24 protein-coding genes are annotated in these 23,443 nt (G+C 65.2%); 17 read left to right on the forward strand and 7 right to left on the reverse strand.

The annotated features are described in order from the left end of the window. Positions 1–22 precede the first annotated feature (22 nt). The 5 genes from H7A76_RS03085 (at position 23) to fdhA (ending at position 6,386) form a co-directional block, all read left to right on the forward strand. Positions 23–325: a sarcosine oxidase subunit delta gene (locus tag H7A76_RS03085; RefSeq protein WP_022641500.1), complete on the forward strand. Its 303-nt coding sequence runs from the start codon at positions 23–25 to the stop codon at positions 323–325. Beyond that, positions 322–3,339 (forward strand): sarcosine oxidase subunit alpha, encoded by a 3,018-nt coding sequence (locus H7A76_RS03090; protein WP_185697144.1) that lies wholly within the window; start codon positions 322–324, stop codon positions 3,337–3,339. Before H7A76_RS03085 ends, H7A76_RS03090 begins: the two co-directional genes overlap by 4 nt. A 130-nt stretch (positions 3,340–3,469) precedes the next feature. Continuing rightward, entirely contained in the window at positions 3,470–4,102 is a 633-nt protein-coding gene (locus H7A76_RS03095; RefSeq protein WP_185697145.1) for a sarcosine oxidase subunit gamma, read from the forward strand. A gap of 107 nt (positions 4,103–4,209) precedes the next feature. Further along, positions 4,210–5,067 (forward strand): formyltetrahydrofolate deformylase, encoded by an 858-nt coding sequence (gene purU / locus H7A76_RS03100; protein WP_185697146.1) that lies wholly within the window; start codon positions 4,210–4,212, stop codon positions 5,065–5,067. Between the two features lie 119 nt (positions 5,068–5,186). Next, on the forward strand, positions 5,187–6,386 hold the full coding sequence (fdhA, locus tag H7A76_RS03105; protein ID WP_185697147.1) for a formaldehyde dehydrogenase, glutathione-independent: 1,200 nt from the start codon (positions 5,187–5,189) through the stop codon (positions 6,384–6,386). Between the two features lie 248 nt (positions 6,387–6,634). Here the strand turns inward: fdhA and H7A76_RS03110 are convergent, their stop codons facing one another. From H7A76_RS03110 to H7A76_RS03125, 4 genes are all read right to left on the reverse strand, one after another. Further along, positions 6,635–7,204: a hypothetical protein gene (locus H7A76_RS03110; protein WP_185697148.1), complete on the reverse strand. Its 570-nt coding sequence runs from the start codon at positions 7,202–7,204 to the stop codon at positions 6,635–6,637. A 140-nt stretch (positions 7,205–7,344) separates the two neighbouring features. After that, entirely contained in the window at positions 7,345–8,019 is a 675-nt protein-coding gene (locus H7A76_RS03115) for an anti-sigma factor domain-containing protein (protein ID WP_185697149.1), read from the reverse strand. Further along, positions 8,016–8,660, reverse strand: a complete 645-nt coding sequence (locus H7A76_RS03120; RefSeq protein ID WP_409302451.1) for a sigma-70 family RNA polymerase sigma factor — start codon at positions 8,658–8,660, stop codon at positions 8,016–8,018. Before H7A76_RS03120 ends, H7A76_RS03115 begins: the two co-directional genes overlap by 4 nt. A 55-nt stretch (positions 8,661–8,715) precedes the next feature. Beyond that, the gene (locus tag H7A76_RS03125) at positions 8,716–9,309 is read right to left on the reverse strand and encodes a fasciclin domain-containing protein (RefSeq protein ID WP_185697151.1); all 594 of its coding nucleotides are present in this window, start codon (positions 9,307–9,309) and stop codon (positions 8,716–8,718) included. Between the two features lie 212 nt (positions 9,310–9,521). Between H7A76_RS03125 and H7A76_RS03130 the strand changes: the two genes are divergently transcribed. From H7A76_RS03130 to H7A76_RS03170, 9 genes are all read left to right on the forward strand, one after another. Further along, positions 9,522–10,088, forward strand: coding sequence for a DUF2780 domain-containing protein (locus H7A76_RS03130; protein WP_185697152.1), 567 nt, complete (start codon positions 9,522–9,524; stop codon positions 10,086–10,088). 105 nt (positions 10,089–10,193) lie between these two features. Next, the gene (locus tag H7A76_RS03135) at positions 10,194–10,622 is read left to right on the forward strand and encodes a DUF350 domain-containing protein (RefSeq protein ID WP_185697153.1); all 429 of its coding nucleotides are present in this window, start codon (positions 10,194–10,196) and stop codon (positions 10,620–10,622) included. A 10-nt stretch (positions 10,623–10,632) separates the two neighbouring features. Continuing rightward, positions 10,633–11,385 carry a DUF1190 domain-containing protein gene (locus H7A76_RS03140; RefSeq protein WP_185697154.1) on the forward strand — a complete coding sequence of 251 codons (753 nt, stop codon included), beginning with the start codon at positions 10,633–10,635 and terminating at the stop codon, positions 11,383–11,385. Then, positions 11,382–12,539: a glutathionylspermidine synthase family protein gene (locus tag H7A76_RS03145; RefSeq protein ID WP_185697155.1), complete on the forward strand. Its 1,158-nt coding sequence runs from the start codon at positions 11,382–11,384 to the stop codon at positions 12,537–12,539. The genes H7A76_RS03140 and H7A76_RS03145 overlap by 4 nt, the downstream gene beginning before the upstream one ends. A gap of 314 nt (positions 12,540–12,853) precedes the next feature. Then, on the forward strand, positions 12,854–13,894 hold the full coding sequence (locus tag H7A76_RS03150; RefSeq protein WP_185697156.1) for an aliphatic amidase: 1,041 nt from the start codon (positions 12,854–12,856) through the stop codon (positions 13,892–13,894). A gap of 82 nt (positions 13,895–13,976) precedes the next feature. Then, positions 13,977–15,095, forward strand: coding sequence for an AAA family ATPase (locus H7A76_RS03155; RefSeq protein WP_185697157.1), 1,119 nt, complete (start codon positions 13,977–13,979; stop codon positions 15,093–15,095). Positions 15,096–15,122: 27 nt separating this feature from the next. Further along, positions 15,123–16,280, forward strand: coding sequence for an aliphatic amidase expression-regulating protein AmiC (amiC, locus tag H7A76_RS03160; protein WP_185697158.1), 1,158 nt, complete (start codon positions 15,123–15,125; stop codon positions 16,278–16,280). Further along, the gene (locus H7A76_RS03165) at positions 16,277–16,867 is read left to right on the forward strand and encodes an ANTAR domain-containing response regulator (protein ID WP_185697159.1); all 591 of its coding nucleotides are present in this window, start codon (positions 16,277–16,279) and stop codon (positions 16,865–16,867) included. Before amiC ends, H7A76_RS03165 begins: the two co-directional genes overlap by 4 nt. Before the next feature lie 32 nt (positions 16,868–16,899). Next, complete coding sequence (locus H7A76_RS03170) at positions 16,900–17,406, forward strand: AmiS/UreI family transporter (RefSeq protein ID WP_185697160.1); 507 nt, start codon at positions 16,900–16,902, stop codon at positions 17,404–17,406. Positions 17,407–17,437: 31 nt separating this feature from the next. On the opposite strand, the gene H7A76_RS03175 is transcribed toward H7A76_RS03170, so the two are convergent. Continuing rightward, on the reverse strand, positions 17,438–18,325 hold the full coding sequence (locus H7A76_RS03175) for an acyltransferase (protein WP_185697161.1): 888 nt from the start codon (positions 18,323–18,325) through the stop codon (positions 17,438–17,440). Positions 18,326–18,558: 233 nt separating this feature from the next. Here H7A76_RS03175 and H7A76_RS03180 point away from each other — a divergent pair, with 233 nt between their 5' ends. Together H7A76_RS03180 and H7A76_RS03185 are read left to right on the forward strand one after the other, a co-directional pair. After that, positions 18,559–19,434 (forward strand): alpha/beta hydrolase, encoded by an 876-nt coding sequence (locus H7A76_RS03180; RefSeq protein WP_185697162.1) that lies wholly within the window; start codon positions 18,559–18,561, stop codon positions 19,432–19,434. Between the two features lie 204 nt (positions 19,435–19,638). Next, positions 19,639–20,643, forward strand: a complete 1,005-nt coding sequence (locus H7A76_RS03185; RefSeq protein ID WP_185697163.1) for an AraC family transcriptional regulator — start codon at positions 19,639–19,641, stop codon at positions 20,641–20,643. A 26-nt stretch (positions 20,644–20,669) separates the two neighbouring features. On the opposite strand, the gene H7A76_RS03190 is transcribed toward H7A76_RS03185, so the two are convergent. Both H7A76_RS03190 and H7A76_RS03195 read right to left on the reverse strand, forming a co-directional pair. After that, the gene (locus H7A76_RS03190; protein ID WP_185697164.1) at positions 20,670–21,809 is read right to left on the reverse strand and encodes an NAD(P)/FAD-dependent oxidoreductase; all 1,140 of its coding nucleotides are present in this window, start codon (positions 21,807–21,809) and stop codon (positions 20,670–20,672) included. Between the two features lie 14 nt (positions 21,810–21,823). Further along, entirely contained in the window at positions 21,824–22,618 is a 795-nt protein-coding gene (locus H7A76_RS03195; protein ID WP_185697165.1) for an alpha/beta fold hydrolase, read from the reverse strand. Positions 22,619–22,852: 234 nt separating this feature from the next. On the opposite strand from H7A76_RS03195, the gene H7A76_RS03200 reads away from it, so the two are divergent. Continuing rightward, the gene (locus H7A76_RS03200) at positions 22,853–23,353 is read left to right on the forward strand and encodes an ATP-dependent zinc protease (protein ID WP_185697166.1); all 501 of its coding nucleotides are present in this window, start codon (positions 22,853–22,855) and stop codon (positions 23,351–23,353) included. The last annotated feature ends 90 nt before the right edge of the window (positions 23,354–23,443 follow it).

Genomic DNA, 23,443 nt, shown 5'->3' on the forward strand with positions numbered 1-23,443 from the left:
AGAGGTCCGAGGAGAAAATCCCATGTTGCACATCTTCTGTCCTCACTGCGGCGAACTGCGCTCCGAAGAGGAATTCCATTCGTCCGGCCAGGCCCATATTCCTCGGCCGCTGGACCCCAATGCCTGCACCGACGAGCAGTGGGGCGACTACATGTTCTTCCGTGACAACCCCCGTGGCCTGCACCACGAGCTGTGGATCCATGCCGCCGGGTGCCGCCAGTACTTCAACGCCACCCGCGACACCGTGACCTACGAAATCCTCGAAACCTACAAGATCGGTACCAAGCCGCAATTCACTGCCAAGGCTGCGGGAGAGAAGGTATGAGCCAGACCAATCGCCTGTCCAACGGCGGACGCATCGACCGCAACAAGGTCCTGACCTTCACCTTCAACGGCCAGAGCTACAAGGGCTTCGAGGGCGACACCCTGGCCTCGGCGCTGCTGGCCAACGGGGTCGATATCATCGGCCGCAGCTTCAAGTACTCGCGGCCCCGGGGCATCTTCGCCGCCGGTTGCGAGGAGCCCAACGCGGTGCTGCAGATCGGCGCCACCGAAGCGACCCAGGTCCCCAACGTGCGAGCCACCCAGCAGGCGCTGTACCAGGGCCTGGTGGCCACCAGCACCAATGGCTGGCCCAGCGTCAACAACGACATGATGGGGATTCTCGGCAAGGTCGGCGGCAAGCTGATGCCGCCGGGCTTCTACTACAAGACCTTCATGTATCCGCAGTCGTTCTGGATGACCTACGAGAAGTACATTCGCAAGGCCGCGGGCCTGGGCCGCTCGCCCACCGAGAACGATCCGGACAGCTACGACAACATGAACCACCACTGCGACGTGCTGGTGGTCGGTGCCGGGCCTGCGGGCCTGGCCGCCGCCCTGGCCGCCGCTCGCAGTGGTGCGCGGGTGATCCTCGCCGACGAGCAGGAAGAGTTCGGCGGCAGCCTGCTGGACAGCCGCGAGAGCCTGGATGGCAAGCCCGCCGCCGAGTGGGTGGCCAGCGCCGTGGCCGAGCTCAAGGCCCTGCCGGAAGTGATCCTGCTGCCCCGGGCCACGGTCAACGGCTACCACGACCATAATTTCCTGACCATCCACGAGCGCCTCACTGACCACCTGGGGGACCGTGCGCCCATCGGCCAGGTGCGCCAGCGCATCCACCGGGTGCGGGCCAAGCGTGTGGTGCTGGCCACCGGCGCCCACGAGCGGCCGCTGGTGTACGGCAACAACGATGTGCCGGGCAACATGCTCGCGGGCGCGGTGTCCACCTACGTGCGCCGCTACGGCGTGGCCCCGGGCAAGAAGCTGGTGCTGTCCACCAACAACGACCATGCCTATCGCGTGGCCCTGGACTGGCTCGACGCCAGCCTGCAAGTGGTGGCCATCGCCGATGCCCGGCACAACCCCCGTGGCGCCCTGGTGGAGGAAGCGCGGGCCAAGGGCATTCGCATCCTGACGTCCAGCGCGGTGATCGAGGCGCGCGGCAGCAAGCACGTGACCGGCGCCCGGGTGGCGGCCATCGACGTCAAGGCGCACAAGGTCACCAGCCCCGGCGAGTGGCTCGACTGCGACCTGATCGCCAGTTCCGGCGGCTACAGCCCGGTGGTGCACCTGGCGTCGCACCTGGGCGGCAAGCCGGTATGGCGCGAGGACATCCTCGGTTTCGTGCCGGGCGAAGCGCCGCAGAAGCGCGTGTGCGTGGGCGGCATCAATGGCGTCTATAGCCTGGGCGATGCCCTGGCCGATGGTTTCGAAGGCGGCGTGCGCGCGGCCAGCGAGGCTGGGTTCCAGGTCGTCGAGGGGGTGTTGCCCAAGGCCCTGGCCCGGCATGAAGAACCCACCCTGGCGCTGTTCCAGGTGCCCCATGAAAAAGGCACCGCACGGGCGCCCAAGCAGTTCGTCGACCTGCAGAACGACGTCACCGCCGCCGCCATCGAACTGGCGACCCGCGAGGGCTTCGAGTCGGTGGAGCACGTCAAGCGCTACACCGCCCTGGGCTTCGGCACCGACCAGGGCAAGCTGGGCAACGTCAACGGCCTGGCCATCGCCGCCCGCTCGCTGAACGTCAGCATCCCGCAGATGGGCACCACCATGTTCCGCCCGAACTACACGCCGATCACCTTCGGCGCCGTGGCCGGGCGTCATTGCGGGCATATCTTCGAGCCGGTGCGCTTTACCGCGCTGCATGCCTGGCATGTGCAGAACGGCGCCAAGTTCGAGGACGTCGGCCAGTGGAAGCGGCCCTGGTACTTCCCGAAGAACGGCGAAGACCTGCATGCCGCGGTCAAGCGCGAATGCCAGGCGGTGCGCGACAGCGTCGGCCTGCTGGACGCCTCGACCCTGGGCAAGATCGATATCCAGGGGCCGGATGCCCGTGAGTTCCTCAACCGCATCTACACCAACGCCTGGACCAAGCTCGACGTGGGCAAGGCCCGCTACGGCCTGATGTGCAAGGAAGACGGCATGGTCTTCGACGACGGCGTCACCGCCTGCCTGGCCGACAACCACTTCCTGATGACCACCACCACCGGCGGTGCGGCCCGGGTGCTGCAATGGCTGGAGATCTACCAGCAGACCGAATGGCCGGACCTGAAGGTGTACTTCACCTCGGTCACCGACCACTGGGCCACCCTGACTCTGTCGGGCCCCAACAGCCGCAAGCTGCTCAGCGAAGTGACCGACATCGACCTGGACAAGGACGGCTTCCCGTTCATGAGCTGGAAGGAAGGCCTGGTGGGCGGCGTGCCGGCCCGGGTGTTCCGGATCTCGTTCACCGGCGAGCTGTCCTACGAGGTCAACGTCCAGGCCAACTACGCCATGGGCGTGCTGGAGCAGATCGTCGAGGCCGGCAAGAAGTACAACCTGACCCCTTACGGCACCGAGACCATGCACGTGCTGCGGGCCGAGAAGGGTTTCATCATCGTCGGCCAGGACACCGACGGCTCGATGACCCCGGACGACCTGAACATGGGCTGGTGCGTGGGCCGTACCAAGCCGTTCTCGTGGATCGGCTGGCGCGGGATGAACCGCGAGGACTGCGTGCGCGAGGAGCGCAAGCAACTGGTGGGCCTCAAGCCGCTGGACCCGACCCAGTGGCTGCCCGAGGGCGCGCAGCTGGTGTTCAACCCCAAGCAGGCGATCCCCATGAGCATGGTCGGTCACGTGACCTCCAGCTACGCCCACAACTCCCTGGGGTATTCCTTTGCCCTGGCGGTGGTCAAGGGTGGCCTCAAGCGCATGGGCGAGCGGGTCTTCGCGCCCCTGGCCGATGGCCGGGTGATCGAGGCGGAAATCGTTTCTTCGGTGTTCTTCGATCCCAAGGGCGATCGGCAGAACGTTTAACCAGATCCCGTAGGAGCGAGGCTTGCCCGCGAAAAGATAGGCGCGGTGCCTCAGCCAGAGCGCGATGTGCTCAGCGCCGGCAAGCTCCGCTCCCACGGGTGTGATGCAAGAATTTGCAGATAGGTGCTCTATGACCGCAGTCAACGTTTACCAACAGCGCCCAAGCGGCGAGGCCAAGGCGCAATCGCCCTTGCACCACGCCGACCTGCCGAGCCTGGTGGGCAAGGGCCGCAAGAACGCCGGGGTGATCCTGCGCGAGAAGAAATTCCTCGGTCACCTGACCCTGCGTGGCGATGGCCATGACCCGGCCTTCGCCGCGGGGGTGCACAAGGCCCTGGGCCTGGAGCTGCCGGCCGCCTTGACCCTGGTGAGCAAGGGCGAGACCAGCCTGCAATGGCTGGGGCCGGACGAGTGGCTGCTGATCGTGCCCGGTGGCGAGGAGTTCGCCGCCGAGCAGAAGCTGCGCGAGGCCCTGGGCGAGTTGCATATCCAGATCGTCAACGTCAGCGGTGGCCAGCAGATCCTCGAGCTGTCCGGCCCCGATGTGCGCCGGGTGCTGATGAAGTCCACCAGCTACGACGTGCACCCTAGCAACTTCCCGGTGGGCAAGGCGGTGGGCACGGTGTTCGCCAAGTCGCAACTGGTGATCCGCCGCACCGGCGAGCAAACCTGGGAACTGCTGGTGCGCCGCAGCTTCTCCGACTACTGGTGGCTGTGGTTGCAGGATGCCGCGGCCGAATACGGCCTCAGCGTTCAGGCCTGAACCCTTGTCGCCAGCATGCCTCGCGCCTGCGCCGGGATTGTAGGAGCGAGGCTTGCCCGCGATTCGACCGCGTAGCGGTTGCCTATCAAGAACAGGAGTTGTCCAGCATGAGCCGCGCCCCCGACACATGGATCTTGACCGCCGACTGCCCCAGCGTGCTCGGCACGGTGGACGCTGTGACCCGCTTCCTGTTCGAGCAGGGCTGCTACGTCACCGAGCACCACTCCTTCGACGACCGGCTTTCGGGGCGGTTCTTCATTCGCGTGGAGTTCCGCCAGCCCGATGGCCTCGACGAGCAGGGCTTTCGTGAGGGCCTGGCCGAGCGCGCCAGGGCCTTTGAGATGAACTTCGAGCTGACGGCCCCGCATGACCGGCCGAAGGTGGTGATCATGGTCTCCAAGGCCGATCACTGCCTCAACGACCTGCTCTATCGCCAGCGCATCGGCCAGTTGCCCATGGACGTGGTGGCGGTGGTGTCCAACCATCCGGACCTCAAGCCCCTGGCCGACTGGCACCAGATTCCCTACCACCATTTCCCCCTCGACCCCAACGACAAGCCGGGCCAGGAGCGCCAGGTGTGGCAGGTGATCGAGGCGTCCGGCGCCGAGCTGGTGATTCTCGCCCGCTACATGCAGGTGCTGTCGCCGGACCTGTGCCGCAAGCTCGATGGCAAGGCGATTAACATCCACCACTCGCTGCTGCCGGGGTTCAAGGGCGCCAAGCCCTACCACCAGGCCTACAACAAGGGCGTGAAACTGGTGGGGGCCACCGCCCACTACATCAACAACGACCTGGACGAGGGCCCGATCATCGCCCAGGGCGTGGAGGTGGTGGACCACAGCTACTACCCCGAGGACCTGATCGCCAAGGGCCGCGATATCGAATGCCTGACCCTGGCCCGGGCGGTGGGTTATCACATCGAGCGGCGGGTGTTCCTCAACGGCAACCGCACGGTTGTTCTTTAGTGGCAAGCTGCAAGCTCCAAGCCGCAAGAAAAAGCGGTCCGCATACTTCTTGCGGCTTGTAGCTTGCCGTTCGAAGCTGGTTCCACTCTCTTCATAACAACAACAGCGAGGTGAATGACATGTCTGGTAATCGTGGTGTGGTGTATCTGGGCAGCGGCAAGGTCGAGGTACAGAAGATCGACTATCCGAAAATGCAGGACCCACGCGGCAGGAAGATCGAGCACGGTGTCATCCTGCGCGTGGTGTCCACCAACATCTGCGGTTCGGACCAGCACATGGTCCGTGGCCGTACCACCGCCCAGGTCGGCCTGGTGCTGGGTCATGAGATCACCGGCGAGGTGATCGAGAAGGGCAGCGACGTCGAGAACCTGAAGATCGGCGACCTGGTCTCGGTGCCGTTCAACGTGGCTTGCGGGCGCTGCCGTTCCTGCAAGGAGCAGCACACCGGGGTCTGCCTGAGCGTCAACCCGGCCCGCGCCGGCGGTGCCTATGGCTACGTCGACATGGGCGACTGGACCGGTGGCCAGGCCGAGTACGTACTGGTGCCCTATGCCGACTTCAACCTGCTCAAGCTGCCGGACCGCGACAAGGCCATGGCGAAGATCCGCGACCTGACCTGCCTGTCCGACATCCTGCCTACCGGCTACCACGGCGCGGTGACCGCCGGTGTCGGTCCGGGCAGCACCGTGTATGTGGCCGGTGCCGGCCCAGTGGGCCTGGCCGCTGCCGCGTCGGCGCGCTTGCTGGGGGCGGCGGTGGTGATCGTCGGTGACGTCAACCCAGTGCGCCTGGCCCATGCCAAGGCCCAGGGCTTCGAGATCGCCGACCTGTCCAAGGACACCCCGCTGCACGAGCAGATCGCCGCCTTGCTGGGCGAGCCGGAAGTGGATTGCGCGGTGGATGCGGTGGGCTTCGAAGCCCGTGGCCATGGCCATGCCGGCGCCCAGCACGAGGCCCCGGCCACCGTGCTCAACTCGCTGATGGGCGTGGTACGGGTGGCGGGCAAGATCGGCATTCCCGGCCTGTACGTCACCGAAGATCCGGGCGCGGTGGATGCCGCCGCCAAGCTGGGCAGCCTGAGCATTCGCTTCGGCCTGGGCTGGGCCAAGTCCCATAGCTTCCATACCGGCCAGACCCCGGTGATGAAGTACAACCGCCAGTTGATGCAAGCCATCATGTGGGACCGGATCAACATCGCCGAAGTGGTGGGCGTGCAGGTCATCAGCCTCGACGACGCGCCACGTGGCTACGGCGAGTTCGATGCCGGCGTGCCGAAGAAATTCGTCATCGACCCGCACAAGCTGTTCAGCGCCGCCTGAACCCTGCGATAGCGAAAAAGGGCGACCCACGGTCGCCCTTTGTCGTTGCCGAACCCTGTAGCCGCTGTCGAGCCTCAGCGAGGCTGCGTACGGGCGCGCAGCGCCCGCCAACCACCCCAGTGTTGCGTCAGGCACACCCTGGATTCAGGCCTGGCGGCCCGTGCCGGGCCGTGCGCAGCCTGCGGCAGCGGCTACACGAAGCGAGGTTATCGCCAGTTCATTGCCGGGTCCGCCAACCGCCCACAAGATCAATAGCCCTGGCCGGGGTAGCTGAACCAGTGTTGTCCGTTGAGCACCTGGCTGACGAAGGCCGAGTCATACAAGCCCGGCGCAGCGCGCTGGAAACGCGAACGCCATTGCGGCAGCCACCAGTAGTCGAGCGCCGTGCTCCTTGGGAATATCACCAATTGCATGACGGCCTGGTCGATGGCGCCGCGCTGGTACAGCCCGTGGGTGGCGTCCATCCAGCCCAGGTAGTGACCGATGGGCAGCGAGAGCATCAAGGCCGTGGCATGCACCTTTTGCGTCTGGCTGCGCTGCGGATTGGCCAGCAGCGCCAGCGCTTCGCAGTAGTAGGCCTCGGGATGCTGGACGATCGCCTGGGCCGCCGGATCTTGGAGAATACCCAGGGGCCCGCCGTTGTCTCGCCAGTCGGCGCCCTGGCTGTCGTTGACATACTGCTCGATGAAGCCGCCCAAGGGACCGGAGGCCACGGGCGAGCCCGGGCAGGAGGCGCTATCGACCGGGGTGCCGATGCGCCAGATGGCTACGCATGCCGTGAGGGCTAGCAGGGTGCAGCAATAGAGCATGCGTTTCATTGGGCGCTTCCGTGCGGCGTTGGCCAGTCTGGAACCAAGCACATGGAACCATGGCCCTGGTTTTGGCGCGCGAAGTGTACCGTGCGCCATTTTGCTGGCAAGCCGGATGCAGCAAGGGACCCTGCCAGTACAGGGGCACGTCAGAGCGCTACCAACTGCCCCTGGTACAGCACCGGTCCGGTCGGTTGCCCGGTCGGCGAGCCACCGGAGGGCTCAAGGCTCACGGCCAGGGCAATCGGCGCGCCCAGCAGAGTGCGCTGGGCCTGGCTCAGGTTGATCCTGCCCTTGCCTCCGACCGGCACCACGCCAAGGGAAATTGGCTTGCCGTCGGCGGTAATCGCCCACAGTTCCAGGCTACGATCCAGGCCCAGCGCCGGGAGGACCAAAGGCTCGACTTGCAGGTACTGGGCATGGGCCAGGATTCGCAATGCCGGTTGCCGCTCGGCACTGAGCAACGTGGCGCTGTAGCGTACCTGGTCGTGCTGCTGGATAAAGCCGATGTACAAGGTTGCCAGCACGGCACAGGCGGCAAGAGCCAGGCGCAGGCGCATCCACAATGGATTCTTTTTCGGCAGGTGCAGCACTTGTGGTTCGATGCGTGCCTGGATGTTGTGCCACACACGCTCCGGCACATCCTTCTCCGGTATGGCGTCTGTTAGCGCGCCCAGGCTTTCCTGCCATTGCGCCAACTCTTGGCGCAGTGCCGGATCGTCCAGCAACAGCGTCTCGAAACGCCGCCGGGCAGCGCCCCGCATCAGGCCGATGGCGTAGTCGCCAGCCAGGGCACGACGTCGCTCAGGGGTTTGGTAGTTCATGATTCCAGGCACCGGCGCAGGCGTTCCATGCCACGGCGAATCCAGGACTTCACCGAGCCCAGGGGCGCAGCCAGGTACTCGGCCAGCTCCGAGCTGGACAGGCCCCGGAAATAGGCCACGGTAATGGACTGGCGCTGCATCCCCTCTAGGCTTTCCAGGCAGCGGTTCAGCGCCTTGGCTTGTCGGGCACTGTCCAGTTGGTCGAGGGCCGAGGCCGTCTCGTCCAGCAACTGTTGTTCTTCGTGATCCTGCAAGGGGCGTTCACGTTGTTTACGCAGCTGGTCGATGGCCTGGTTGCGAGTGATGTTGATCATCCAGGTCATGGGGGCCGACAGGTGCGGCTGATAGTGGGTGGCGTTGTTCCAGATGCGTACGAAGCTTTCCTGAAGAACCTCCTCGGCCAGGTCCCGCCGCCCCATGAAGTGCAGCGCAATGCCATGCAGGCGTGGAGCAACGCTGTGGTACAGCGTCTCGAAAGCGTGGCGGTCTCCCAGTGAACACTGGGCCAGCAAGTGTCTGAGAGAATCAGGATCGAGGCTGGAAATAGCGGTTCTCCAGACAAGCGGGAAGAGGGCAAATGACGATCGACGACAGGGCATGCAGCCTGAGGTTAGTCCAGGGTCGGTCGTTGTTCCATTCACCTTCGTCCACCTCATGGTTGTACCGGTCCCGACGGGCGGGGCCGGTACTCGGGACTCAACCTTTGGGCAAGAGCACCCTGTCGATCACCTGGATCACGCCGTTGGACTGGTTCACATCATAGGTGGTGATGTCGGCGACACCCCCTTTTTCATCCTTGATCTGGATGTTGTGCGGACCATTCATCATTAGCCACAGCTTGCCGCCGGACACAGTGGTCAGTTCGGCCTTGCCGCCGCCCGCCTGGATCCGCTTGGACAGCTCCATCATGTCCAGCTTGCCGGCGACCACGTGGTAGGTGAGCACGTGGGTCAGGGCTGCCTTGTTCTCTGGCTTGAGCAGGGTGTCGACAGTGCCGGCAGGAAGTACGGTGAAGGCTGAATTGACTGGGGCGAACACGGTGAACGGACCTTTGCCCTTCAAGGTCTGGACCAGCCCGGCGGCTTTCACCGCTGCTACCAGGGTGGTGTGATCGGCGGAATTGACCGCATTGTCGATGATGTCCTTGGTCGGCAGCATGGCCTGGCCGCCAACCATGACGGTGTCGTGGTTCATTTCGGCGGCCTGGACGCTGGCCAGGCCCATGGCGGTGCCCAAGGTCAGGCTCAACAGGCTGGCAATCAATGGGGCTTTGATCGAATGGCGCTTCATGATGGTGATCCTTGTGAGAGTACGGCCAGACAATTTCTGTCCGTATGGGGTATACGCAGACCACCGGCACCTGGATGCATTTTTTTTCGACTAGATTTCAAGCAACCGGGGATCTCGCGGTCCCTCGGAACATTCGTCTGCGCCATGAGTCCAACCGGCTGTTTTCCCGCCACCCGATTCCGGGTGGTTTCTCGCCCCATGAGGTTGTTTCGATGAATATTCCACGCGGTTTCGCCCTGGCTGCCCTGATGACCCTGGTAGCCGGTTCGGCCCTGGCTGGCGGTTTCAGCCTGAACGATGCGGCCAACGCCATTGCCGGCATGCAAGGCGGCGACAAGGCTGCCGCTGCGGCACCGACCTCGCAGACCGCCGGCCTGCTGGGCGCCCTGGGTTCGCAACTCAATGTCACCCCCCAACAAGCCATTGGCGGCACCGGCGCCATGCTTGGCCTGGCGAAGAACCAACTGAGCAGCTCTGACTATTCGCAACTGAGCAAGAGCGTGCCGGGCCTGGACCTGCTCTCCGGCAGCAACGCCCTGGGTAGCCTGGGTGCGCTGAGCGGCTTGCTCGGCCAGTCGTCGAGCCAGAACGCCGGGCTGGACAACGCCCTGGGCAACGTCAAGGACAGCAACGACCTGAACAATGCGTTCGGCGCCCTGGGCATGGACAGCGGCATGATCGGGCAATTCGCCCCGCTGATCCTGCAGTACCTGGGCCAGCAAGGGGTGGGTGGCTCGCTGCTGCAAAGCCTGAGCAGCATCTGGGGCGTGGCCAAGTAAGGCGATGGGCCTCGGTGCCATGGTTCCGGGGCCAATCCTCCAGTGTTCGGCGAATCGGGCCTGTGATATATCTCGCGCCCCGTTTTCCAAGGAAGCCCGAACGCGATGTTCATGGATGCACTGAAGATGTCTCTGCCCGCCAATGCGGTGCTTGGTTTTACCCTCTACATGCTGGGCGCGGCCCTGGTTTTCGCCCTCTACGCCTTCATCTACACCCGCCTCACGCCCCATAACGAGTTCGCCCTGATCCGCCAGGGCAACAGTGCGGCGGCCATCGCCCTGGCCGGCGCCTTGCTGGGCTTCGCGATCCCGGTGGCCAGTGCCATTTCCCATTCCATCTCGATCATCGATTTCCTGCTCTGGGCGGCGATTGCCGCGGTGGTGCAGCTGCTGGCGCTGCTCGCCGTGAGCCTGACGCTCAAGGATTTGTCCCAACGCATCGTCGACCAGGAGAACGCCGCGGCGATCCTGGTGGCTGCGGTTTCCGTCGGTGTCGGCCTGCTGAATGCGGCCTGCATGACCCCATCGACCTGAGGGCGCAGCGATGAAACGCAGTAGAAGCGTGCGCCTGGTACTGCTGGGCAGCGTGCCGTTCGCCCTGGCGGCCTGTGATGGCCAGCCCCAGGCGACCCGGGTCGTGCGCCAGGTCCAGCATTTCAGCACCCCCGAGGAGTGCGCCCAGGCGCAGGTTCCCATGGATATCTGCCTGGACGCCCGTCACGATGCCTGGGCATATGGCCAGGAGGACGGCCCGCGTTATTGGGACCTGAAGCGTTGCGAGGCGGATTTCCTGCCCGGCGCTTGCACCCTCTCCAGCGATGGCCGGGCCTATGTGCCGATGTTCCATGGGTTCGCCCTGACCACCGAACGCACGGTGCCGGTTCCTCCAGAGGAAGAGCAGCAGGCGGCGGCCGATAGTTCCAGCAGCGGCAGTTCCAGCAGCACGGGCTCCAGTAGCGGCAGTAGCTCGTTCAGCGGTGGCGGTGGCCACAGTTCGAGTTCTTCGAGTTCGAGTTTCTGGCGCTGGATCGGCCTGGACTCGACGCCTGAGCCACGCTACTTCACCGAGGGCCTGTACAAGGAGCGTGACGCCCAGGGCGGTGAACGCCTGAGTACCCTCGCCCAGCAGGTCGAGGGCGGCAAGCGCTTCCCCGGCGCCAGCAGCGGCCGTTTCGCTATCTCCAGCCCCGAGCACTTCACCAGCACGGGCAGTTCCTTCTCCGGTGCCCATGAGGTGGTCAGTCGCGGTGGCTTCGGCTCCAGCTCCGGCCACAGCAGCTGGGGGTTCGGTTCTTGAAGCGGGTCCACAGCACGCCGCGCCCGGACTGGCAGGCCACGGCGCAGCGACTGGGGTTCGCCTTCCACACCTTCGATGGCGAGCCCTATTGGGACGAGTCGGCCTACTACCAGTTCAGCCTGCGGCAGATCGAAGAGCACCTGGAGGACCCGACCCAGGCGCTGCATGAGTTGTGCATGGAGCTGGTGGCCGAGGTGGTGGAAAGTGAGGAGCTGCTGCGGCGCCTGGCCATTCCCGAGGCGTTCCATGAGCTGGTCCGCAGCTCGTGGAAGCGCCGCGATCCGCACCTCTATGGACGCATGGACCTGTGCTACGACGGCCACGGTCCGGCCAAGCTGCTGGAGACCAACTACGACACCCCGACCTCGTTGTACGAGGCCAGCTTCTTCCAGTACGTCTGGCTCGAACAGCAGATGCAGCGTGGCCAACTGCCGGCGGGATGCGACCAGTTCAACAGCATCGAGGACAAGCTGCTGCAAGCCTTCGTGCAGGGCGGTTTCGGCTCGCCGTTGTACTTCTCCTCGGTCCGTGGCTCGGTGGAAGACCGGGGCACCGTCGAATACCTGCGCGATATCGCCCGCCAGGCCGGCCTGCGCACGCGGATGATCGATATCGAGGACATCGGCCTCGATGCTGGCGGGCGTTTCGTCGACCTGCAGGGCACGCCCATCGACAACCTGTTCAAGCTGTATCCGTGGGAGCAGATGTTCAACGAAGACTATGGCCGGGCCATCGCCGCTAGCCGCACCAGCTTCGTCGAGCCGCCGTGGAAGGCGATCCTCTCCAACAAGGGCGCCATGGCCCTGCTCTGGGAGCGTCATCCGGGGCATCCGAACCTGCTGCCGGCGTTCATCGACGAGCAGCCGGCCGACGACCTGCAACCGGGCTGGGTGCGCAAGCCGTTCTTTTCCCGCGAGGGCGCCAATGTGCAGATCCGCACAAACGCTGGCGAACGGTTGAGCGAGGCCGGGCCCTACGGCGCGGGCCCGAGCATTCGCCAGCAGTTCCAGCCGTTGCCGAACTTCGCCGGCAACCACACCGTGATCGGTAGCTGGGTGATCGGCGACCGACCGGCGGGGATCGGCATTCGCGAGGACCATTCGCCGATCACCAAGGACAGCAGCCGTTTCCTGCCCCATGTGATCCTCGACTGAATCTTGTCCGATACCGCTTCGCAGGGGACGTGTCGTCGCTTACAAAAAAATCCCCGTTAAGCCTGGCGCTGCAAGTGCCGGGCTAGAGGGTTCTTTTGGGCATGGGCCGATCCTGCTGGGGCGCCGGGGGTTGCGCGGTGCTTGACAAGGTTTCTGGCTCGGCGTTTAGATAAACCCCATCAGGAAAAGCGCATCAGCGTCGATGCCGCCGATCCAACCAGGTCGTACATGCCAAAGAGCAAATGAGCTCTCCCGGGGTTATCCCCGGGAGGGCTTTTTTTCGTCCGCAAAAAATAAAAACAGAGGTATCAGATATGCGTCATGGCGATATTTCCAGTAGCAACGATACCGTTGGCGTCGCAGTGGTGAACTACAAGATGCCACGCTTGCATACCCGCGCCGAGGTCCTGGCCAACGCGCAGAAGATCGCCGACATGGTGGTCGGCATGAAGCAGGGGCTGCCGGGCATGGACCTGGTGATTTTCCCCGAGTACAGCCTCCAGGGAATCATGTACGACCCGGCGGAAATGATGGAGACAGCGGTCGCCATCCCCGGCGACGAGACCGAGCTGCTGGCCCGCGCTTGCCGCAAGGCCAACGTCTGGGGCGTGTTCTCGCTGACCGGCGAGCGCCACGAAGAGCACCCGAACAAGGCGCCGTACAACACCCTGGTGCTGATCGACAACAAGGGCGAGGTGGTCCAGAAGTACCGCAAGATCATCCCCTGGTGCCCGATCGAGGGCTGGTACCCCGGCGGCCAGACCTTCGTCAGCACAGGGCCCAAGGGCATGCAGATCAGCATGATCATCTGCGACGACGGCAACTATCCGGAAATCTGGCGTGATTGCGCGATGAAGGGCGCCGAGCTGATCGTGCGTTGCCAGGGCTACATGTACCCGGCCAAGGAGCAGCAGGTGCTGATGGCCAAGGCCATGGCCTGGGCCAACAACACCTACGTGGCGGTGGCCAATGCCGCAGGCTTCGATGGCGTCTATTCCTACTTCGGCCACTCGGCGATCATCGGCTTCGATGGTCGTACCCTCGGCGAATGCGGCGAGGAGGAAATGGGCATCCAGTACGCCCAGCTGTCGATCTCGCAGATCCGCGATGCCCGGGCCAACGACCAGTCGCAGAACCACCTGTACAAGATCCTCCATCGCGGCTACACCGGCTTGAACAACTCCGGCGAGGGCGATCGTGGCCTGGCCGAGTGCCCCTTCGAGTTCTACAAGACCTGGGTGACCGACGCCGAGAAGGCCCGGGAAAACGTCGAGAGGATCACCCGCTCGACCTCGGGCGTTGCGCAGTGCCCGGTGGGGCGGCTGCCCTACGAGGGGCTGGAGAAAGAGGCCTGACCTGCGCGGCAGGTTGAGCGGCGGGCTGCGCTGCCAGGCGGCCCGCGTCCTTTTCTTCCCAGCGCAACATGGAGTCATTCCCATGCCCTTCCTGACCGACATGCTGGAGCAGTCGCAGCGTCGCCAGGCCCAGGACCAGGCCCTGGCCAGCGAGAATCGCGCCGATGCGCCGCTGGTCCAGGCCCACCTGGCCAGCCAGGCGGCGTTGCACAGCCGTTACCGTTTCGATATCGAGGCCATCATGGCCAGCCTGCGCGCCGAGATCCTCGGCCAGGACCAGGCCTTGCACAGTGTCCAGGACATGCTCCGGGTGGTGCGCGCGGACCTCACCGATCCACGCCGCCCGCTCTACACCGCGTTGTTCCTGGGGCCCACCGGGGTGGGCAAGACCGAGATCGTGCGGGCCCTGGCCAGGGCCCTGCATGGCGATGCCGATGCCTTCTGCCGCATCGACATGAACACCCTGTCCCAGGAGCACTATGCCGCCGCGCTCACCGGGGCGCCGCCCGGCTACGTGGGGGCGAAGGAGGGCAATACCCTGTTCGACCAGGACAAGCTCGACGGCAGCCTCGGGCGCCCCGGCATCGTGCTCTTCGACGAGCTGGAAAAGGCCAGCCCGCAGGTGGTCCAGGCGCTGCTCAACGTGCTGGACAACGGCCTGCTCACGGTGGCCTCGGGCGAGCGCAGCTACAGTTTTCGCAACAGCCTGATCTTCATGACCAGCAACCTCGCGGCCCGGGAGATCCAGGGCTACGACCAGCGGCGCAAGGGCTGGCTGGGCTGGTTGTTGCCCTCCACCGCGGCTTCACGGCATCGGGCGGTGGAGAAGCTGGTCAGGGCTCGCTTGCTCAAGGCCTTCGCCCCGGAGTTCGTCAACCGTATCGACAACATCATTACCTTCAACTGGATCGAGCGCGGCCTGGTGGAGCAGTTGGTGGCGCTTGAGGTGCAGCGGCTCAACCGGCGCCTGGAGAAACACCGTTGCAGCCTGGTGGCCACGCCCCAGGTGCTGGCCCATGTGGCCCGTGCCGGTTACGACCGGCAGTTCGGCGCCCGTGCGTTGCGCCGCAGCGTGCGCCAGCATCTGGAAGTGCCCCTGGCCGAATTCCTCCTGGAGTACCACGCTCCGGTCATGGGCGAGCCACCGGTGGTCTATGCGGCGCACGTGGCGCAGGGCAGGATCGGGTTCAGCCGCCAGTAGGCCGCGTCGAACAAGGAGCAGTCATTCATGGTTTCTCATCCGGACCAGCCCCAGATCGGGCTGCTGTTTTCCGAGACCGGCGTCACCGCCGACATCGAGCGTTCGCAGCGCTACGGCGCCTTGCTGGCCATCGAGCAACTGAACCGCCAGGGCGGGGTGGCCGGCCAGCCGATCCAGGCACTGGCGCGGGACCCCGGCGGCGACCCGGATCGCTATCGGCTGTACGCCGATGAGTTCATCCGCAACCACGGGATACGCCTGCTGGTGGGCTGCTACATGTCCCACACGCGCAAGGCGGTGATGCCGGTGGTGGAGCGCACCGACGCGCTGCTCTGCTACCCGACGCCCTACGAGGGCTTCGAGTATTCGCCGAACATCATCTACGGCGGCCCGGCCCCGAACCAGAACAGCGCGCCGCTGGCGGCCTACCTGATCCGCCACTACGGGGAACGGGTGGTGTTCATCGGCTCGGACTACATCTATCCCCGGGAGAGCAACCATGTGATGCGCCACCTGTACCGCCAGCACGGTGGCACGGTGCTGGAGGAGATCTACATCCCGCTGTATCCCTCGGACGAAGACCTGGCGCGAGCCGTGGACCTGATCGTCAAGGCCCAGGCCGACGTGGTGTTCTCCACCGTGGTGGGCACCGGCACCGCCGAGCTGTACCGGGCCATTGCCCGGCGCTATGGCGACGCGCCCCGGCCCCCCATCGCCAGCTTGACCACCAGCGAGGCGGAGATCGCCAAGATGGGCAGCGAGGTGGCCGAGGGGCATGTGGTGGTCGCACCGTATTTCTCCAGCATCGATACCCCGGCCAGCCGCGAGTTCGTCCGCGCCTGCAATGCCTTCTTTCCCGAGGACGTCAGCATCACCGCATGGACCGAGGCGGCCTACTGCCAGACCCTGATGCTCGGCCGCGCCATGCAGGCGGCCCAGGGCTGGCGGGTGGAGCAGGTGCAGCCCGAGCTTTACCGCCAGCGCCTGGACGCACCCCAGGGACTGATCTGGGTGGAACAGCAGAACAACCACAGCCACCTGACCTCGCGCATCGCCGAGATCGATTCGCGCGGGACGTTCCAGGTGCGCTGGCAATCCCCCGAGCCCATCCGGCCAGACCCCTACGTGGTGGTGCACAACCTGGACGACTGGTCCGCCAGCATGGGCGAGGGCTCGCACCGATGAGCGCCAACTCGATCCTCGGTTCCCTGCGCGAGCTGCAGGTGATGGTGCTGAATCCGCCCGGGGCCTTGAGCGATGCCCTGGTGTTGCAGCTGATCCGCATCGGTTGTTCGGTGCGCCAGATCTGGCCGCCGCCCAAGCACTTCGATGTGCCGGTGGACGTGATCTTCACCGGCATCTTCCAGAACCATCACCACGAGCAGATCAGTGCGCTGGTCGGCAGCGGCTCGCCGCGCACCACCGTGGTGGCCCTGGTGGAGTACGAGAGCCCGGCGGTGCTGTCGCAGATCATCGAGCTGGAGTGCCACGGGGTGATCCTTCAACTGCTGGACGCGCACAAGATCCTGCCGGCGCTGGTCGCCGCGCGCCGGGTCAGCGAAGAGCTGTTCAAGCTCAAGCAAAAGCACGCGCAGTTGCAGGAGCGCCTGGCCAGCCAGGTGGATATCAACCGGGCCAAGGTGCTGTTGATGCAACTGCACGGCTGGGAGGAGGGCCAGGCCCATGGGTTCCTCTGCCAGGAGGCGATGAAGACCCGGGAGCCGATTCTCAAGGTCGCCCAGGAGCTGCTGCGCCAGCACCCGGACAAATGAGCCAAGAACAACAATAACGCGAGGGTATCGTCATGCTGCTTGGATTGATTCTGCTGTACGTGGGCGCCGTGCTGTTCGTCAACGGTATCTGGCTGATGGAGCGCATCAGCGGCAGGGAAGTCGCGGTGATCAATGCCCTGGTCGGCAGCCTGAGCCTGCTGGTGGCCCTGTACATGATCTTTCTTGCCGGCGAGGTACGGGGCGGGGCGCTGACCCTGCTGTTCGCGTTCACCTACCTGTGGGTGGCGGCCAACCAGTGGCTGGGCAACGACGGTCGGGGGCTGGGCTGGTTCTGCCTGTTCGTCAGCCTCACCGCGGCCACGGTGGCGATCCAGGCGCTGGGCGATGTGGGCGGGGCTTTCGGGGTGTGGAACGCGCTCAACTGGCTGGCCTGGACCCTGCTGTGGTTCACCTTTTTCCTGCTGCTGGGGCTGTCGCGCAAGATCCAGCGCCAGGTGGCGTTGTTGACCCTGGTGTGCGCGATCGGTACCGGCTGGATTCCCGGGCTGTTGATCCTCGGGCAGGTGCTCAAGCCCTAGGGGCGGCGCCCCCAGGGTAGCGGGATGGGGGTCAGTCGGACCCGGCCAGCAGCGCGTCGATGCGCTGGTCCTTGTCGGTCCACAGCTGGTTGACCCAGTCCTGGACCTGCTGGCGGAACGCCGGGTCGTTCTCGTAGTCGCCGTGCCACAGGGCCGGGTCCAGCTCGCGGGTGCGGATGTCGATGATCACCTTGGGCACGTTGCCGCTGATCAGGTCCCAGAAACCGGGAATGCGCTCCTGGGGGTAGACCACGGTGACATCCAGCATGGCGTCCAGCTGATCGCCCATGGCGGCCAGGACGAAAGCCACGCCGCCGGCCTTGGGCTTGAGCAGGTGGCGCAAGGGCGAGGCTTGCTGCTCGCGCTTGGCCGCGGTGAAGCGGGTGCCTTCCAGGTAGTTGACCACGGTCACCGGCTGGCGCTTGAACAGTTCGCAGGCGGCCTTGGTGATCTCCAGGTCCTTGCCTTGCAGTTCCGGGTGCTTGGCCAGGAAGGCCTTGCTGTAGCGCTTCATGAAGGGGTAGTCCAGCGCCCACCAGGCCAGGCCCAGGAACGGCACCCAGATCAGTTCCTTCTTGAGGAAGAACTTGAAGAACGGCGTGCGCCGGTTGAGGGTCTGGATCAGGGCCGGGATGTCGACCCAGGACTGGTGGTTGCTGACCACCAGGTAGGACGTGTCGACCCGCAGGCCTTCGCCACCGCGGATGTCCCAGCGGGTGGGGATACAGGAGGCGAAGATCAGCTTGTCGATCTCGGCCCAGGTCTCGGCGATCCACATCACCGCGCCGGAGGCGTAGTCCCGCAAGCGGCCGGGCAGGACCAGCTTGAGCAGGGCGAACACCATCAGGGGCCCGAACAGCACCAGGGTGTTGAGCAGAAGCAGCAGGGTGACGAGACAGCCGGTGAGCAGTCGGCGCATAGGGCACTCTTTAGATTTTTCGGGGCGCGCAATGATAAGCAGCTTCGGCGAGCAGGCCAAATTCTAGTGTGCTGGTGAATGTTTCATCTGCGCGGTGACAAGCTTTTTACAACGCCGCTCGGAGCCCTGCCGGTCCTGTCCGAGGATGCGGATAACCTTTGCCGACTTTGCGGATTTTCCCTGGTTTGCCACAGGCGCCTAATCGGCCGATGCCCTCAATCGGAGCCTGCCCCATGAGCCGCCCCCTGGACCCAGCCGCCCTGGCCGCCTATTTCGATAGCCAATACAACGCCCGCGCCAGCGTCGCCGATTATGCCCAGTACCCGCGTCTGTACCGAGCGCTATCGGACGCCGCCCATGCCTGTACGCCCTGTCATCGCGATGTGGCCTACGGCAGTGGAGCCAACGAGCGACTGGATATCTTTCCGGCGGCGCGGGCCGGGGCCCCGGTACTGTTGTTCATCCATGGCGGTTACTGGCGCGCGCTGTCCAAGGATGACTCGGCGTTCATGGCCCCGGCACTCACCGCTGCCGGTGCCTGTGTGGTGGTGCTGGACTACGACCTGGCGCCCGCCGTGACCCTGGACCAGATCGTCGATCAGGCCCGCCGTGCATTGGCCTGGCTCTACCGGCATGCCAGCGCATTCGGTGGCGATCCACAGCGACTCTATGCCAGCGGCAGTTCGGCGGGCGGCCATCTGGTGGGCATGCTGATGGCCGGGGGCTGGCAGGCTGGCCTGGGCGTGCCTGACGATGTGTTGCGTGGTGCGCTGCCGATCAGCGGGCTGTTCGACCTGGAGCCGCTGCGCAGTACCCATATCAACCAGTGGATGCGGCTGAGCGTCGAGGATGCCCGGCGCAACAGCCCGCTGTTCCATTTGCCAAGCAGTGGAGCAGGGGAGCTGGTGATCAGCCACGGGGGGCTGGAAAGCGCGGAGTTCGCCTGGCAGTCCGCGAGCTTCCTCGAGGCCTGGAGGGATTGCGGCTTCACCGGGCGAATGGTGCCGGCGCCCGACAAGAACCACTTCGATGTGGTGCTCGAACTGGGCCAGCCCGGTACACCGCTTTACCAGGCGCTGTGCCGGCTCATGGGGCTGGACGTGCGGTAACACCCGTTGCTGGCGGTAACGCCGGGCGAATGGAACCAGGGGCGGCAGGCGGGCTGCCCGCCTGCTACTTATCCGGAAAAACCGCCAATGTTATCCGCCGGCTGCCCTGGCCGATGGAGGCCTGCCGAGCTGGCATGGAGCGTGCCTCACCTTCCTGGAGTACGCCGCAAGAGCGTCCGATCTTGCATTCCAAGGTGCCGTGCGATGAACACCATCAATTCCATTCGAGATATTTGCACTGAGGGCCGCGACCTTGTCTATGCCCAGCATTGGATGACCGCCATTTGCGGGCCCCATGAGTTGAGCTCTCGTGGTCCCGGCCAGGTGCGCTTCAGTCATCGCGGCACGGTACTGCGCTCGACGGCCATGACCTTGGGCCTGATGCGCCACGGTGCCGAGGTCAGTGTCATGGTCGAAGATGGCGTGGGCCTGGACTGCTACAGCCTGAGCCTGCCCTTGAGCGGCGAGCAGCAGGTCAGTGTCGGCGGATGCACCCTGGGCTCGGATCGCAACCGTGGGGTGATTCTTTCGCCCTATGGGGCCCAGCAACTGGATATCGCCGCCAATTGCCTGCAGTTGCACATAGCGATCCCGCGCCAGGCCATGGAGCAGAGCCTGGCGCATCTGCTGCAGCGACCGCTGCAAGAGCCGCTGCGCTTCGAACCTTCGATCGATGCCGTGCAGGGTGCCTCCGGCAACTGGTGGCGCATGGTCGAGCATTTGGTACAGGACCTGCGCACCAGCATCGCCCTGTATGACCAGCCCGGATTCACCCGGGACCTGGAACATGCATTGATCAAGGGCCTGCTCCTGGCCCAACCGAACAACTACAGTGCCAGGTTGCGCCAGGACCAGGAGCGCCACTTGCCGCATTACCTGGTACGGGCCCGGGAGTTCATCCATGCCCATGCCCGGGAGACGTTGGACCTGGATGCGATCGAAGCGGCCGCTGGGGTATCGCGCTCCAAGTTGTTCGAGTGTTTTGGCCGGTACCTGGGTGTGCCGCCGATGATCTATCTCAAGCGCTATCGCTTGAATGGCGTGCGCCAGCAACTGCTGGAGGATGGTTGCCCGGGCAATATCTCGGCGATTGCCATGTCTTGGGGGTTTTTCCACCTGGGGCGGTTTTCTGGCGAATACCGCAAGCTGTTCGGCGAGACGCCCAGCGCGACCTTGCAACGCCTGGTGGCGCGGCGGGGCGGCCACTGACGCCGCGCCGCGCCGACAGCAGGACGCTAGCCCAGGGTACCCGTGGGCTGGCTGCACGCGGCCCGCAGGAACTGCCGGCGTACCCACTCATCCCCCATGCCATGTTGCAGCACCCGTTGCCGGGCCTCGTCCGGCAGGGTCGAGACCTCGCCGTACAGGCACGACCAGCGCTGGCAGTGCTCGGCCAATTCCCGCTCGCCGGCTTCCCAGGCTGCCAGGCGTGCCGGGATATCGCGGCGATCCTGCAAGCCCTCCAGGTAATGAGCCAGGGCCAGCCCGGTTTGCATCGACATGCCGCCGCCCTGGCCCAGGTGCGGTGGCTGGGCATGGGCGGCATCGCCGATCAGCGCCGTGTGCCCGGCCGACCAGGCCCGGACCTTGACGATGCTGTATTGCGCCCAGGGCAGCACTTCGTCCACCCGTTCGATCAGGTGCGCCCAGGCTGGAAAGGTCTCGCACCAGGTCGCATGATCCAGCGGCGAGGCCTTGCCCCGGATGTCGTCCTTCTGGCAGGTCAACGCCAGGTAGATGCGTTTTCCGTCCAAAGGGGTGATCAGCAAGCGGCGGTTGCCGCTCCAGCACTCGAGGTACTTGCCCTGGCCGTCCGGGCCAAGCTCCTGCTGGGTACCGGGAATGATGGCGCGCAGGGCGCCTTCGTCGGTCTGTTGGTGGAACTGTTCCAGCCCCAGCGTCCGTCGTACCACCGACCACACGCCATCGGCACCGATGGCCAGGTCTGCCTGCTCGTGTCGGGCACCGGCGAACAACAATTCGCCAGCGGCGCTGGCGCCGAGCACTTCACAACCGGTGCGGATATTCACCCCGGCGGCCAGTGCCGCGTCCCTCAGGCCCGCCAGCAAGGCACTGCGGGTGACTGTCACCAGGCGTATCCCGGGCGGTAGCTGGCCTGCCTCGAGTATTCGTCCGGCGCCGTCGCGCTGCTCCATGGCCCGGCCATGGAAGGCATCGGCGGCAATCGCCTTGACGCCCAGGGCCTGGAGGATACGCAGGCCGTTCTCCCAGATATAGATGCCAGAACCCTGGGCCCGCAGTTCGGCCTGGCGTTCGAAAATGGTCACCGACCAACCCCGTTGCGCCAGGGCTGTGGCGGCGGCGAGACCACCGAAACCACCACCGGCGATGATCGCGTTGAAACCCTTGTTCATGGGATCGCTCCTATTCAAGCGCAGAAGAATTCATCGATGGCCCGGGCCACGGCCTGGGGGTTCTCCAGGGTCGGGAAGTGGGTATTGCCGGGGATGTGGCAAGGTTCGAACCAGCTGTGTTCGGCGGCGAAGTCCTGTTGCATGCGTCGGTAGCCCGGGTCCAGCGGCTGTGAATAGATATGCCGCACCAGGGGCTTGTCAGCGATGCTCGACATGCGCTCCAGCGGGCTGCCCCAGCGCCGGTAGCAGAGCTCGATCTCGCGGCAGGCGCGGCGCCACATGGCGCCGTCGAACCCGGGCATTTCGTCACGCAGGTGCTCGAGTACATCGGCGTTGTCGGTGCTGGCGGCCCACTCGTCGAAGAAGCTCTGGCGACCGCTGGCATAGTCGGTGGGGTGCTGGCCCTGGGCGAGCTGCTGCCAGAAGCCCTGGTGGGGCTGCATCAGCCAGTCGATCACCACGGTCCTGGGGAGGCGCTTGCTACCCAGGCGTTCGCAGGCCTCCAGGTTGACCCAGCAGCCGTGGGAGGTGGAGACCAGGCGCACGGGGTCCAGGCCCTTGAAGTCGATGAAGGCCAGTAGGTCGTCGGCCAGGTCCAGGGCGCTGAAGTCGCCGCTGTCGGTCTGCTTCGGGTCGTGGCCGCGCCAGTCCAGGCAGATCACATGAAAGCGCTCGGCCAGCAGTGGCGCCAGGTTCTTGAACAGCCGGCGATCCTGGCACCAGCCGCTGAGCAGCAACAGGGGCGGGGCGTCGGGGGCGCCGGTTTCGGTATAGGTCATCAGGACGTCGTTCAGGTGCACGGTCTGCATGGTGTCGCTCCTTTGCGATTGATTGGCGAGGCAGCGGGACGCGCTGGCTGGCACCGGGAAATGGTGCGCCGGGGGTGGGGGGCGGGCTATCCGGTGGATGGAGAGTCCTTATCCGCAGAGTCCCGGTGGGGCCGGGGCTACAGGCGTTTGCCGCGATAGCGCGATATCGTGCGAACCAATCGCCCGGCGACGGTCTAAAATCCCGCTGTCCCTTTCCTCGAGGAATCCTGCGTCGTGAAATCCGTCCTAGCTCTGCTGTCTCTGGTGGCGTTGCCGGTCCTGGCCGCCGAGCCGACCCTGTACGGTCGCTATGAATACATCCGCCTGCCGGAAATCGGCGAAACCCTGGCCGCCAAGATGGATACCGGGGCCCTGACCGCGTCGCTGTCGGCCAGGGACATCCAGACCTTCACCCGCGATGGCGAGAACTGGGTGCGCTTTCGCCTGGCCACCAAGGATGCCGGCGCCAAGGTCTACGAGCACAAGGTGGCGCGGATCAGCAAGATCAAGAGCCGCTCCGACGAAGACGACGAGCGTGAGGAGCCCCAGGCCGCCAAGCGTCCGGTGGTGGAGCTGGAAATGTGCCTGGGCAACGTCAAGCGCACGGTGGAGGTCAACCTCACCGACCGCAGCAGCTTCAACTATCCGTTGCTGATCGGCGCCAAGGCCCTGCGCGAATTCGGCGCGGCGGTGAACCCGGCACGGCGCTACACCGCCGACAAGCCTGACTGCTGATTGGGCTGCCGCGCGCGGCGGTGCACGCTCCGATTGACTGTCCACAAGGCATCCGGCACCGTTCGCCCATTGAATTTGCGTGCCTGGATG

The sequence above is a fragment of the Pseudomonas sp. MSSRFD41 genome (genome assembly GCF_014230245.1).
In the GTDB taxonomy this organism is placed as follows: Bacteria; Pseudomonadota; Gammaproteobacteria; order Pseudomonadales; family Pseudomonadaceae; genus Aquipseudomonas; species Aquipseudomonas piscis.